This is a genomic window from Kiritimatiellales bacterium, from assembly GCA_041656295.1.
In the GTDB taxonomy this organism is placed as follows: Bacteria; Verrucomicrobiota; Kiritimatiellia; order Kiritimatiellales; family Tichowtungiaceae; genus Tichowtungia.
The window spans coordinates 12,216-25,207 of the sequence record JBBADV010000004.1; the positions used below are offsets into that span (position 1 = coordinate 12,216).

At 53.1% G+C, this 12,992-nt stretch carries 10 protein-coding genes; 3 read left to right on the top strand and 7 right to left on the bottom strand.

What is annotated here, in order from left to right; all coding sequences use genetic code 11:
- Positions 1–74: 74 nt before the first annotated feature.
- Positions 75–1,607, top strand: a complete 1,533-nt coding sequence (locus WC959_03390; GenBank protein MFA5688181.1) for a YifB family Mg chelatase-like AAA ATPase — start codon at positions 75–77, stop codon at positions 1,605–1,607.
- A gap of 48 nt (positions 1,608–1,655) precedes the next feature.
- Here WC959_03390 and WC959_03395 read toward each other — a convergent pair whose 3' ends face one another.
- The 5 genes from WC959_03395 to WC959_03415 all read right to left on the bottom strand — a co-directional run bounded on the left by WC959_03395 (position 1,656) and on the right by WC959_03415 (position 6,912).
- Positions 1,656–3,650 (bottom strand): cation-translocating P-type ATPase, encoded by a 1,995-nt coding sequence (locus tag WC959_03395; protein MFA5688182.1) that lies wholly within the window; start codon positions 3,648–3,650, stop codon positions 1,656–1,658.
- Between the two features lie 8 nt (positions 3,651–3,658).
- Positions 3,659–3,940: a metal-sensitive transcriptional regulator gene (locus WC959_03400; protein ID MFA5688183.1), complete on the bottom strand. Its 282-nt coding sequence runs from the start codon at positions 3,938–3,940 to the stop codon at positions 3,659–3,661.
- A 308-nt stretch (positions 3,941–4,248) separates the two neighbouring features.
- Positions 4,249–5,445, bottom strand: a complete 1,197-nt coding sequence (gene trpB, locus WC959_03405) for a tryptophan synthase subunit beta (GenBank protein MFA5688184.1) — start codon at positions 5,443–5,445, stop codon at positions 4,249–4,251.
- Positions 5,442–6,074, bottom strand: a complete 633-nt coding sequence (locus tag WC959_03410) for a phosphoribosylanthranilate isomerase (protein MFA5688185.1) — start codon at positions 6,072–6,074, stop codon at positions 5,442–5,444. Before WC959_03410 ends, trpB begins: the two co-directional genes overlap by 4 nt.
- Positions 6,075–6,156: 82 nt before the next feature.
- Positions 6,157–6,912, bottom strand: a complete 756-nt coding sequence (locus tag WC959_03415; GenBank protein MFA5688186.1) for an NAD(P)H-dependent oxidoreductase — start codon at positions 6,910–6,912, stop codon at positions 6,157–6,159.
- Positions 6,913–7,018: 106 nt separating this feature from the next.
- On the opposite strand from WC959_03415, the gene queA reads away from it, so the two are divergent.
- Together queA and tgt are read left to right on the top strand one after the other, a co-directional pair.
- Complete coding sequence (gene queA, locus WC959_03420; GenBank protein MFA5688187.1) at positions 7,019–8,059, top strand: tRNA preQ1(34) S-adenosylmethionine ribosyltransferase-isomerase QueA; 1,041 nt, start codon at positions 7,019–7,021, stop codon at positions 8,057–8,059.
- 51 nt (positions 8,060–8,110) lie between these two features.
- The gene (tgt, locus tag WC959_03425) at positions 8,111–9,235 is read left to right on the top strand and encodes a tRNA guanosine(34) transglycosylase Tgt (GenBank protein ID MFA5688188.1); all 1,125 of its coding nucleotides are present in this window, start codon (positions 8,111–8,113) and stop codon (positions 9,233–9,235) included.
- Between the two features lie 31 nt (positions 9,236–9,266).
- Here the strand turns inward: tgt and WC959_03430 are convergent, their stop codons facing one another.
- Positions 9,267–11,801 (bottom strand): PQQ-binding-like beta-propeller repeat protein, encoded by a 2,535-nt coding sequence (locus WC959_03430; protein ID MFA5688189.1) that lies wholly within the window; start codon positions 11,799–11,801, stop codon positions 9,267–9,269.
- Positions 11,802–11,807: 6 nt separating this feature from the next.
- Complete coding sequence (locus WC959_03435; GenBank protein MFA5688190.1) at positions 11,808–12,992, bottom strand: hypothetical protein; 1,185 nt, start codon at positions 12,990–12,992, stop codon at positions 11,808–11,810.

The following is a 12,992-nucleotide window of genomic DNA, read 5'->3' on the forward strand; positions in this document are numbered from 1 at the left end:
TGCCCTTTTTCATTGCGTTTCTTACTTTGCTTTACACTCATCATTCTTTTAAAGTAACGCGAAGGATTTAAATTATGCTTGCAAAAGTTTTTTCCGGCGCGGTGTACGGTGTAGATGCCTATACTGTTGAAATTGAAGTAAACAGCGGTCACGGTGAGCCGAAAACATATTTGGTCGGGCTGCCGGATACAGCGGTAAAAGAAAGCACGTTTCGTGTTTATACCGCGCTGATTAATTCCGGCTTCGCCCTGCCGCAAGGCGTAACAACTATTAACCTTGCGCCGGCGAGTATTAAAAAAGAAGGCCCGAGTTTTGACCTGCCGATTGCGCTCGGAATTCTCGCGGCGGAAAATGATATCAAGCCTGATCCGCTCAACCGCGCGTGTATTATTGGTGAACTCGCTCTTTCCGGCGCAGTACGGCGCGTGCGCGGTGTTCTGCCGATCACGCTTGCAGCACGTGATGCCGGCCGCAAAGCGATTCTTGTGCCGGAGGAAAATGCCGAAGAAGCGGCGGTGGTTGACGGCATTAAGGTGTTCGCTGTAAAAAACCTGCGCGAAGCGGCGGATTTTTTAAATATGGAACTCACACTCAAACCGCACGAAGTTGATTTGACAGCAACATTCGCGACGCATAATCAGTACGCGGCCGATTTTGAAGATGTGAAAGGTCAGGAATACGCCAAGCGCGCGATTGAAATCGGAGTTTCCGGCGGACATAATCTGCTGATGATTGGCTCGCCGGGCACCGGGAAAACGATGCTGGCAAAACGGATTCCCTCGATTCTGCCGCCGATGACGCTCACCGAAGCACTCGAAACCACGAAGATTCACAGCATCGCCGGTAAACTCGGCGCACATGAATCGCTGATCGCGACGCGCCCGTTTCACGCACCGCATCATACGGTTTCCGACGCCGGACTGCTCGGCGGCGGCACCCATCCGGTGCCCGGTGCAGTGAGTCTGGCGCATAACGGCGTTCTGTTCCTTGACGAACTGCCGGAATTTCACCGCAATGCGCTCGAAGTATTGCGGCAGCCGCTCGAAGACGGAGTTGTCACCATTGCACGCGCAGCGGCAAGTGTTACCTTCCCGTGCCGGTTTATGCTCGTTGCCGCCATGAATCCAACACCGGACGGATACTTTCCGGACGACCCGCGCTCAACATCTTCACCGCTGCAAATTCAGCGCTATCAAAACCGGATTTCCGGTCCGCTGCTTGACCGCATTGATATTCACATCGAGGTGCCGCCGGTGGATTATCAAAAGCTCGCCGGACTTGAAAAGGGCGAACCGTCCGCCGCAATCCGCGAACGCGTGATTGCCGCACGAAAAATTCAGCAGGAGCGTTATGCGCACGAAAAAACCGTGCATTGCAATGCCGGCATGCAGCCAAAACATTTAAGGAAATTCTGCCGGCCCGATTCCGGCGCCGCACAGCTTTTAAAAACGGCTGTCACCGATATGAACTTCAGCGCGCGCGCCTACGACCGGATTCTAAAAGTTGCGCGCACCATCGCCGATCTTGTCGGCGCGGAAGACATCGGCACCGAACACATCGCCGAAGCCATTCAGTACCGCACACTTGACCGGATGACCGGAAAGTAAAGTGGAAGAGGCTTCCAGCCTCTGGCCAGCGGCAGGATGCCGCTTCTACTATTTGTATTCTTTCGTGCGGGGCAGCAGTGCGGCGGAGTTGAGCACAACAGTAACGGAGGACAGATTGTGCAGCAGTGCGCCGGAAACCGGATCCAGAATTCCAAATGCGCTGAGAATGATCGCCGCAAAACTGATGGTGAGCGACAGCGCCATATTGGCGCGGATTTTAAACATGACGACGCGTGAAAATTTTACGAGTCCGCTGATGAGTGAAACATTGTCGTTCAAAAATGCAATGTCAGCAGTTTCAACAGCAAGATCAGAGCCGAGCGCGCCCATGGCAACAGAACAGTTGGCGAGCGCCAGTGCCGGTGCATCGTTTACGCCGTCGCCGAGCATACAAATCCGTGCGCCGGAATCCCGCAATGCTTCAACTTTGGCGGCTTTATCAGCGGGCAGCAGTGAATGATAGAAGTCGTCGATGCCGACGGCAGCGGCGACACGGTGTGCGGCACGTTCGTTATCGCCGGTGAGCATGACAGTTTTGCAACCGGCGCGTTTCAATGTCTCAACTGCTCCGGCGGCGCCGGGCTTTATGGTGTCGGACAGTGAAATAATTCCGGCGAATTTTCCGGCAGCAACTGCGCAAACGAGCGTTTCCCCCTGCTCCAGCCGTTCGGCAGCAAATGCGGCGCCGGCGGAGTAATCGGTACCGGATTTTTGCAAAGCATCAAATGAGCAGACGAGCACATGAATTCCGTTCACGGTACACTCGATGCCGATTCCGGCAAGCGACTTTGTATCTTCCGGCACCGGGATTTCAATTCGCTCTTTGGCATAGCCGAGAATGGCTTTGGCAATCGGATGCTCGGAGTACAATTCAGCGCCGGCGCACAGTTTCAGCAGTTCATCGTCATCCATGCCGAATGCCTTAACGGCTTTGACGGTAAGCCGTGCCGCAGTAAGCGTGCCGGTTTTGTCGAAAACAACGGTGTCGATATGCGACATTTCTTCGAGTGCTGCGCCGCTTTTAATCATGATGCCGCGATGCGAGGCATTACCGATTCCGGCAGCAATCGCCGTCGGTGTTGCCAGCCCGAATGCGCACGGACAGAAAACAACCAGAATGGTTACGCCGCGAATGACCGCATCGAGCGCCGGCACGCCAAGCGCCAGCCAGGCAAAGAAAAATACGAGCACGGAAATGATGATAGCGGACGGAACAATTGCTGCCGCCCATTTGTTGGCGATGCGAACCACCGGCGCTTTTTTGCTGTTGGCTTCCTCGACGAGCTGGATAAGTCTGGCAATCGCGGTGTCACCGGATTTTTTCTGTACGCGCACAATCATGGATCCGGATTTATTCCACGTTCCGGCGAGCACTGTATCGCCGGTGTTTTTTTCCGCCGGAACTGATTCGCCGGTCATACTCGATTGATCAACCGCGCCGCCGCCCTCAATAATCTCACCGTCCACCGGAATCATATCGTTCGGGCGTACGAGCACGATGTCGCCGATCTGCAGCGAATCGACATTGACAGATTCAAATTCGGCGCCGTTTTTTTTCAATGCCTGCTTCGGCGTCAGCGTTATTAAACTGCGCACGCCGGCGCGCGTTTTGGAAAGCGTCCGCGCTTCGATCAGTTCGCCGAGCGCCATTAAAAATGCAATTTCACCGGCGGCAAAAATATAGCTGTGCGCGTGCCCGCCGAGCGATTCATTAAACATCGTCATCACCTGCAGCGCGATGGATGCAAACATGGCAAGCGTGATAAGCATTGGCGATGTAATCCGGCGCGCCTTCGCCGCGCGCCAGGCTGACCGGGCAATCGGCCAGCCGCAGAAAATAACGGAAAACCACGACGGATCGGTTATTAATGGGAAGAACGGAACATGAATGTGAAAATGAGAAATTAAAAAACTCAACACCAATGACACCAGCGCAATAATCAGAATGATGCCGTCGCGCAGCATTGTATTTTTTTCAGAGTCCGCCGCCGGAGTTTTTGTTGAACAGCAGGCGCCGCAAGTTTCTTTTTTTTGATGTTTCACGGCGTCCTTTATTTTACCTTTTTCAGATGCTCAATCAGATCGTCAACAAGCTTGTCATTTTTATCCACCAGCGCTTCGCGGATACAGCCTTTTAGATGATCGTTCAGCACATTCACCCAGACGCCGTGCAGCGCACCGGAAACGGACGAAATCTGCCGGAGCACATCAATGCATTCACGATCCTCTTCGATCATCTTCTGCAAGCCGCGCGTCTGGCCTTCAATACGCCGCAAACGGCTGATAATTTTTTTCTTCTCCGCATCACTCCGACAAACCGGTCCCGGACTCATCACAGACTCCTTGCATATAGTAGATAGAGGTATACCCTATTTTATTTTTAAGGCATGTCAACTATTGTGATGTGTTTTTTAACCGCGGATATCACGGATATAAACGGATTCTAAACACGAATTAAATTTTAGGCGGGATTAATAAGATCGGCAGGATTTGGTTTTAAATGGAGAATAGGACCATCATTACTTTCTATGTAATGTCTTGATCCGTTTATATCCGTGATATCCGCGGTTAAAACATTCGTTTTAAATTATGAAATGCGCCCGGAGGTCACATTCCACCTTTCATTCGCGTCAATTAGCGTTTACTCGCGGTTGCTTTTTTTCCAATCGGCGATTTGCTGAACGTCTTTGTCGCCGCGACCGGAAATATTGATAACGATGATGTTATCTTTGGTAAATTGCCCGGCGTTTTGAATGACCCACGCGACAGCGTGCGCACTTTCAAGCGCCGGCAAGATTCCTTCCCACTGCGTGAGCCGGTCAAAGCCGTTAATGGCGTCGACATCTTCGACGTATGTGTATTCAGCACGTTTTATATCGTTCAGCAGCGCGTGTTCAGGACCGACAGATGCATAATCGAGCCCGGCGCTGACGGAGTGCGTCGGCAGAATCTGTCCCTCATCGTCCTGCAGTACATAACTTTTTGAACCTTGCAGTATGCCGATGCTGCCGCCGGCGAAGCGCGCGGCGTGTTTGCCCGGTATAATTCCGAGTCCGCCGGCTTCCACGCCGATCAGGCGCACAGCTTGATCTTTGATGAAGGGATGAAAAATTCCAATGGCGTTACTACCGCCGCCAACACATGCAACGATGGCATCCGGCAGCCGCCCTTCTGCTGTTAAAATCTGCCGGCGCGCTTCTTTGCCGATAACGCTTTGAAAATTGCGTACAATAAGCGGATACGGATGCGGTCCGAACACCGTGCCAAGAACATAATGCGAGTCCGGCAGATTGCTGACCCAGTCGCGCATCGCATCATTGATAGCTTCTTTCAAGGTCTGCTGTCCGGCGGTAACGGCAATCACTTCCGTGCCGAGGCTTTGCATGCGGAATACGTTAAGTGCCTGCCGTTCCATGTCGACTTTGCCCATATAAACGGTGCACCGCATCCCGAACAGTGCGGCGGCGGTGGCAGTGGCGACGCCGTGCTGTCCGGCGCCGGTTTCTGCGATCAGCCGTGTTTTACCGAGCCGCCGCGCGAGCAGTGTTTGTCCGATAACATTATTAATTTTGTGTGCGCCGGTGTGATTGAGATCTTCGCGTTTCAAATAAATTTTGGGGCCGAGCGCTTCCGTCATTCGCCTGGCGAACCAGAGCGGCGACGGACGCCCGACGTATCCGCGCAGATAGAATTCGAGTTCTTTTTTAAATGCCGGATCTTTTTGTGCCGCTTTATAAACTTCAGTGAGCTCACGCAGCGGTTCAATGAGCGTTTCAGGAACGAAGATTCCTCCGTACTGTCCAAAGTGTCCAAGCCTGTCCGGTTGTGTCGGTTTCATTTTCTGACATTCCAGATAAACTGTTTTACGGCGCGTATATCTTTCACGCCGGGTTCAATTTCAACGCCCGAACTCACATCCACGCCCCAGGGTTGCACAACCTCAATGGCATCGCACACATTTCCGGGAGTCAACCCTCCGGCAAGCATAACCGGTATATTAAACTGTTTCCGGGCGGCGAGTGCGGTCTCGAAGTCGACAGGTTTTCCGGTGCCGCCGATTTTTTCCGGATCGAATGAATCAACCAACAGAATCTCCGGCGCCGGTGAAACAGCGCGCAAAACCTCTTTACCGGGGGCTGCCCCGATGCGCGGCGCGAGCCAGACCTCAAGCCCTTCAAACAATGGACGGTCGAGTTTCCAGTCGTTCGAGCGCATATGAATCTGAATGACATCCAGATGGCAGATGCGTGCGATTTCTTCCGCTTCTTCGGCGGCCGGCTCAACGAAAACGCCGACGCGCCGGATTTTTTCCGGCACATTGCCGAACCAGCCGGCGACCTGCTCAGGACGAACATAACGTTTGGAATCCGGATAGAAGACGAAGCCGACAGCATCCGGCTCTAAAGCACAGATCTGCTCCAGGTCTTTTCGGGAGCAGATTCCGCAGATTTTAATAAAAACACTCATGAGACTTGTCGAACGTCGAAGGTCTCAAACCCCAAGGCCGGTTGTTGACGTTCGACTTTTACCTTTCGGACCGGCAACCTTTTTATCCTTCTGCAATCTCTTCCGCGAGTTCTTCCGCCAGTTCTTCGGCGGCGTCAAAAGCCAGCTCGCGGCGCGCGGCGGCTTCGTGCGTACGCTGTCCGTCAGCCCACGCAACACGGATATCGTGAATGCCGATAAACCCAAATGCGGTTTCAATTTGCGGGCTCAGCGCGTCACGGCGGTCGCCCTCTTTATATATGCCGCCGGAAGCGACGAGCAGAATCAGCGTTTTAATGTTATGCAGCGGCTGATTGCCTTCGTCAGTAATTTCAAAGAGAAACCCCGGCGCCAGGATCTGATCCATCCAGGCTTTCATCACGCCCGGCGCGGAAAAGTTCCACATCGGCATCGTCAGCACGAGCACGTCCGTTTTTTTCAGCTCGTCGGTCTGTTTCTGGGTGTAATTGGCGGCGGCTTCTTCGGCGCGGCTCGGTTCATAAGCGGGATCGTCCACCGGCATCCACATGCGACGGAACAGATCGTTTGAATAATACGGCGGTTTGTCCTGATAAAGATCAACATTATTCAGTTCCACATCGGGACTGAGTTCCAGCAGCTTGCCGAAAAACCGCGCTGCAAGCTGTTTAGAAGTGGATTGCTCGACCGGCTTTGGATTGGCGCACACATGTAAAATATTCATCTGTTGAATCTCCTGTTCGGTTAAAATGAAGGGATTACCGTACAGCGGTGCAGCCTTTCGCACAAGCGTTAATACAATAACAGCTGCCGATTTTTCGATCGCGAATGTGCTCAACACGATGTAAATACCTTTCTTTTCACCAGAGCTGCGTGCTATCGTTTAACTTGTGTTTTACTGGATTTAATTGCTGATTCGGCGGACTCCGCCGGAATAAATTTTTACAATGAACGTTGATCTGTTTGATTTTGAACTGTCCCGCGAGCTGATTGCCGATCGCCCGGCGGATCCGCGTGATTCCGCGCGCCTGCTCGACTTAACCGGTACCGGTTTTTCTGATCGTATCGTACACAACCTGCCGGAACTGCTGCAGCCCGGCGATCTGCTCATCGGCAACAATACCAAAGTCATTCCGGCGCGGCTCGACGGGCGGCGCGGTGCTGTTTGTATTGAAGCGACGCTTCATATGCGTGCGGCAGACGACGAATGGTTTGCTTTTGCAAAACCGGGTAAGCGCTTAAAAGAAGGACAGCGTATCGAGTTCGCCGGTGATTTTTCGGCAGAAGTGACCGGAAAATGTGCAGACGGTTCAATCCGGCTGAAATTCAATGCCGGCGGCGCAGAATTTTTCCGGCAGCTTGAAACATACGGACGCATGCCGCTGCCGCCGTATATCCGCCGCAAAAAAAATGATGCGCAAACGGCTGCCGACCGCAAAAATTATCAGACGGTTTTCGCAGAACACGAAGGTGCGGTTGCTGCGCCGACCGCCGGCCTGCATTTTACGCCGGAATTGTTTGCTGCGCTGAACGCACGCGGCATTCAATTTGAAACCGTCACACTGCACGTCGGCGCCGGCACATTTCTGCCAGTGAAAGCGGATGACACAGACGACCATAAAATGCATGCGGAGTGGGGAACAGTTTCACCGGCGGTGGTTGAAAAAATTCATGCTGCACGCGCTGCCGGCGGGCGGATCGTCGCTATCGGAACCACTTCACTGCGGCTGCTTGAAAGTGCTACACCGGCGCAAAAAAAAATCCAGCCGTTCACCGGCGAAACTGATATTTTTATCACACCGGGATATCAGTTTAAAATTGTTGATCTGCTGCTGACCAACTTTCATCTGCCGCGTTCAACGCTCTTTATGCTCGTTGCTGCGTTTGCAGGGCTCGACCGTATACACGCCGCTTACGAACATGCCAAACAAACCGGCTACCGGTTTTACTCATACGGCGATGCCTGCCTGTTAAAGTTGCAAACCTGACAACGCATCGTATTGCAACATTTTACTCAACCTGTTATAAATGGAGAATCAGTGCAATTCAGATATCAAAAACTGACACAGGACGGCGCAGCAAGGCGCGGAAAATTGTTTACAGCGCACGGCGAGGTTGATACGCCGGCATTTATGCCCGTCGGGACTGCCGCCACTGTAAAAGGTATGCTGCCGGAGCAGGTCGCCGAAACCGGCGCGCAGATTCTGTTAGGCAACACCTATCATCTTATGCTGCGTCCCGGTGCCGAACGCGTTACGCGGCTCGGCGGACTGCACCGCTTCATGAATTGGGATAAACCCATTCTCACTGACTCCGGCGGTTTTCAAGTTATGTCGCTGGCAAAGCTACGCAAAATCACGGAAGAGGGCGTAACATTTCAGTCACACATCGACGGCAGCCGGCACGAACTCACGCCGGAGCGTTCCGTCAAAATTCAGCATCTGCTCAACTCAAACATCACCATGGCATTTGATGAATGTACACCGTTTCCGGCAGATGAAACAACGGCGGCGGAATCTATGCGCCTTTCTATGCGCTGGGCCAGACGCTCACGCGCCGCATTTCTGCCGCGCGAGGGGTACGGGATTTTCGGCATTGTACAGGGCAGCGTCTATTCCGAACTCCGGCAGGAATCCGCCGCTGCATTAAAAGAGATCGGTTTCGACGGGTATGCAATCGGCGGACTCGCCGTCGGCGAAGGGCAGGACCTCATGTTTGAAATGCTCGAAAAAACGATACCGCATCTGCCGGAAGACCGCCCGCGTTATCTGATGGGTGTCGGCAAACCGCCGGATCTTGTCGGCGCCGTACTGCGCGGCGTGGATATGTTCGACTGTGTACTGCCGACGCGTTCGGGACGCACTGCGCAAGCCTTTACGCGCCGCGGTACTGTCAACATGATGAACGCGCGGCATGCCGACGATCCGCGTCCGATTGATCCTGACTGCCACTGCTATACCTGCCGGAAAACCAGCCGCGCTTACATTTACCATCTGCTCAAATGTCAGGAAATGCTTGGGCCTATGCTGTTAACACGCCACAACCTGCATTATTATCAGGAACTCATGGCCGGTCTGCGCACCGCGATTGAGCAAAACCGGTTAACTGTTTTTGCCGCCGAATTTACGGCGCAATACAATTCCGGCGACATTGAGGTGTATTGACGAAAAACACACCGCAAATCATCTGCAGAATTTACGCGCCGATTAATGAAAACATGAAACCGGATGGAACCGGCGCGGCGAACGCATGCACGGTTCCGTCGATTCCGGCGACAAAAACTGCATTGCCGGAAACTGCGACTGAGGACGTAATCGGCGTTCTTACATCATAGCTCCACTGTTCGGCGCCGGTGCTGAAATCGAGCGCACAAAACCGTCCGGACGGCGCGCCAAAATAAACCGTCTCGCCTGCGACAACCGGCGAACTCATGATTGCGCCCTTCCCGCGTCCGCCGATAGAAACCGGCGTTGTTCCGGTGCCGGAAAATGTCCACAGCGTTTCGCCGGAGTTTTTATCGAGACAGAGAATTTTTCCGTCCGGTGTGCCGGCAACTAATTTTCCGGCGGAAACCGCCGGCGAAGAAAATCCCCACAGCGCGCCGGAACTGCTGAGCGCTTTTGTCCATTGCGTTTCACCGGTAACGGCATTCAAACATGCGAGATTCCGTTCGTAGGGATAATACAACGAAATGCCGTCAACCACCGGCGCACCTGACGTGCGGCTCTGTTTATTTTCCCAAATTTTTTCACCGGAATTCCGATCAAATGCCACAAGCCCATAATTGTACGGAATGGAAAGATAGACCAAATCGCTGCCGACTGCCGGATGCATATAACTCGGCATGCCGCCGACAGCAACGGAGGTCTCCCAGATTTTTGTGCCGGTATGCCGGTTCAATGCTGTAAATCTATCACCGGGACCGGCATAAATCACATCGTCTGCCACCGCCGGCGCCGCAAAATTCCATACGGTACGATCGGTTCCGTTAATCCCGAAATCGTATTCCCAGATTTTTACACCGGTCAATGCATTTACAGCGATCAGCGACCCCAGCAATGTCGAAATATAAACTGTACCGCCTTTTACAGCAGCACTGCATTTTACGGCGGAGCGAGTTTTATAATGCCAGAGAATTTCGCCGGTCGCTGCGTTCAGCGCGATCACACCGGACTCGCCGGTACGTCCGTCCGCATCCACCGTCATAAACAGCATGCCGGCTCCAACCACCGGCGACGCAATATTTACGCACCGGTTCAACGGCGCACTCCATGCCAAACGAAAATCACCCGCTATCGAAAGATCGCCGGCACCGGTATGCTGCGCATTACTTTGAAACTGCGGCCATGCGCCGGCGGATTGCACCGCCGGAATTTCCGGCGCATTGCCGGCAATCTGAAACGAACTTATAACAGTCGTTGCCGGTGAACCGGAAGTCCATTCAACTTCAATTTCTGCGGTATGTGTTCCTTTTGCCGGTAAAATATCAGGTGCAGTCCAAATCCAGCCGCCCTGATGCGTTAACGGGAACCATGCACCGGAATCAATCCGTCCGCGCACCTGCGCCGGCGGATCGAACGCATCATAAATTCCGGCGGTGAATTGCAACGTACCGGTGCGATACTGCGCGCCGTTTTCAGGCGAAATGATTCCAGCGGATTTTTTTACGGCGCTGAGCCGGTATTCGACATTTTCAATTTTACCGGCGCGCGCGGTGATCCACGCAAGCGCGTTCGGCGAGCCGTCATCGCCGCCGTGCAGAATGCGCGGTGAATTAATATTAACCGTCTCATCAATATAATAAATCTGGCGCGAATGCAAATGTCCAGTGAACGATGCTTCAACGGTGTGTCCGAACTGTTGCGCTTCATTAATAAGCCACGGGCGCACCGGTGCGTGCGTACACAAAACAAGTTTAGTGCCTGTATTGATGAGCGGCAGCAGATTGCTGAACCAGGTTTTTACATACGCTGTGTTGTAACGGCTGCCGGCTTGATTGAGGTACGGTGTGATAATAAAAAGAAAGCCGCCGAAATGGAATGCGTACTGCGATGGGCCGAGATGACATTCATAGCCGCCCTGCGGATAATTATCGTATCCCTGCACCGGCGTACCGGCATCGCTGTCGCCGGGAATGTCGTGATTGCCGATCGTGCTGAAATATGGAACATCACCGAGCTGTTGCAGCGCTTCGGCATAAACCGGCGCCATCGTCCACGGATTGTTGACAAAGCAGTCGCCGGTATCGAGAACAAAATCCGGCCGTACCGGCGCACCGGCAATATCTGCCAGCACCTGTTTAAATGCATTCACGGTACTGTTTGTCAGATGAATATCAGTGAAATGCGCGACTGTGAATTCGGTCTTGTCCGCCGCCGCCCATGGACGCAATTCAAAATCCAAAACCGCCGTAATGCCGGTTTTCGGAATCGGCTCGTATGGAAAAACAGTGGAATATTTTACGGCGCCGCGAGTTCCGCGCGGTGGAACAACATGCACAAACCGTGTTTTATCGCGATCGGTGATCAACTGATAATTGCCGGAAGCATCGGTGAGAACCGTACTGATTGAATCGGAAACGATAACACCGGACATCGGCTGATTATTATCATTGCGCACAGTGCCGGTAATTGTCACAGCACCGGCGGACTGTCCGAAGGCACGACCAGCCGACAGTACACCGGCAGCGGCAATACCTGCTTTCAGACAATTTCTGCGCGTTGCTTTCATTCTTACTTATTTTCGCCACGGAAGCTGTTTAGCCGTCAGCGCATAATTTTCGCCCCAGAAAAGCGGCATCGCCAATCCGGTGCGAATGGCGGCGGCGTTGGCGCCGCCGTACAGATGCGCGATACGGTTGCCGCCACGCGGATGGCCCATTTCATATTCATGCACCGGAAGATTAAAATACGGGTATTCTTTCAGTACTTCGCGAATGGAGCGCGCACCCTGCCGCATACCGGCCATAATCAGAACATCCGGACGGAAACCAAGTTTGATTCCTTTTCTCAGCCATTCGTCCGCCGGCGGATTACTTTCGGCGGCGTTCAGAAATACGAGATCGCCGAGACGTGCGAGCAATACAACGGTTTCAGCGTCCGGCGTTTTATCCGGATTGGTGGTCGGGTGCCCGACGTCCTGCCCTTTTTCGTCTTTGGTCGCATTCCAGTTTTCCATGTATTGCGAACCGAGCATGGTGTACATTTCCACCGGACCGATTTTCTGAACGGTTTCATATTCCGGCACGATCAGATGATCCATGCTGTTCCAAAGCTCTTTCAACTGCTGCGGCACAACGGTCGGTTTGCCGAGTTTTGACAGGCGTTTAGAAAGATCATAATCGGCATGATCGCCGTGCGGATGTGATGCAAAACTGACATCAACAATTTTTGCCAGTCGATCTAACTGTTCGCCGGACCAGTGAAAGCCGGTGCGTTTCGCAACCGGGTCGGGCTGATCGGGATTGCCGCAATAGGTCAGGCGCGGGCCTTGCTGAAAATCAACTGCCATCGCGCCCTCTTTGCTTTTGATGACGAGCGATGAGGAATAGAATTTAAAAATACGAACGCCGGACGTGACGGTGCAGTTTTCGAGTTCGGTTAAGCCGCGCTCAACCTGCCGCAGATAAAAATCGCGCAGCGGAATCAGTTCCTTGAGGTCTTTATCCGAAATATCTTTTTTAACGGCGAGATGAACGAGTTTATCCATCGACAATGCCGCATACGCGCGTTTCGCCAGATTTTCCGGCGCCGGCGGATAGGCCTGCAACGTCTGCTCAAGCTCTTCAATGGTCATGCTATCATCCACCGTGAACTTTAAATTTTTCTTCTGACCGAACGTACGCTGCAAACCGGAGAACGCCAGTATTCCGGCGGTGGCGGTCAGTCCCGATTTCAAACAGCTTCTGCGTGTTGCTTTCAT

Coding starts and splice junctions, on each gene's coding strand:
- WC959_03390 (MFA5688181.1), top strand. CDS start 75: ATGCTTGCAAAAGTTTTTTCCGGCGCGGTGTACGGTGTAGATGCCTAT.
- WC959_03400 (MFA5688183.1), bottom strand. CDS start 3,940: ATGAGTCCGGGACCGGTTTGTCGGAGTGATGCGGAGAAGAAAAAAATT.
- trpB (MFA5688184.1), bottom strand. CDS start 5,445: ATGAAACCGACACAACCGGACAGGCTTGGACACTTTGGACAGTACGGA.
- WC959_03410 (MFA5688185.1), bottom strand. CDS start 6,074: ATGAGTGTTTTTATTAAAATCTGCGGAATCTGCTCCCGAAAAGACCTG.
- queA (MFA5688187.1), top strand. CDS start 7,019: ATGAACGTTGATCTGTTTGATTTTGAACTGTCCCGCGAGCTGATTGCC.
- WC959_03430 (MFA5688189.1), bottom strand. CDS start 11,801: ATGAAAGCAACGCGCAGAAATTGTCTGAAAGCAGGTATTGCCGCTGCC.
- WC959_03435 (MFA5688190.1), bottom strand. CDS start 12,992: ATGAAAGCAACACGCAGAAGCTGTTTGAAATCGGGACTGACCGCCACC.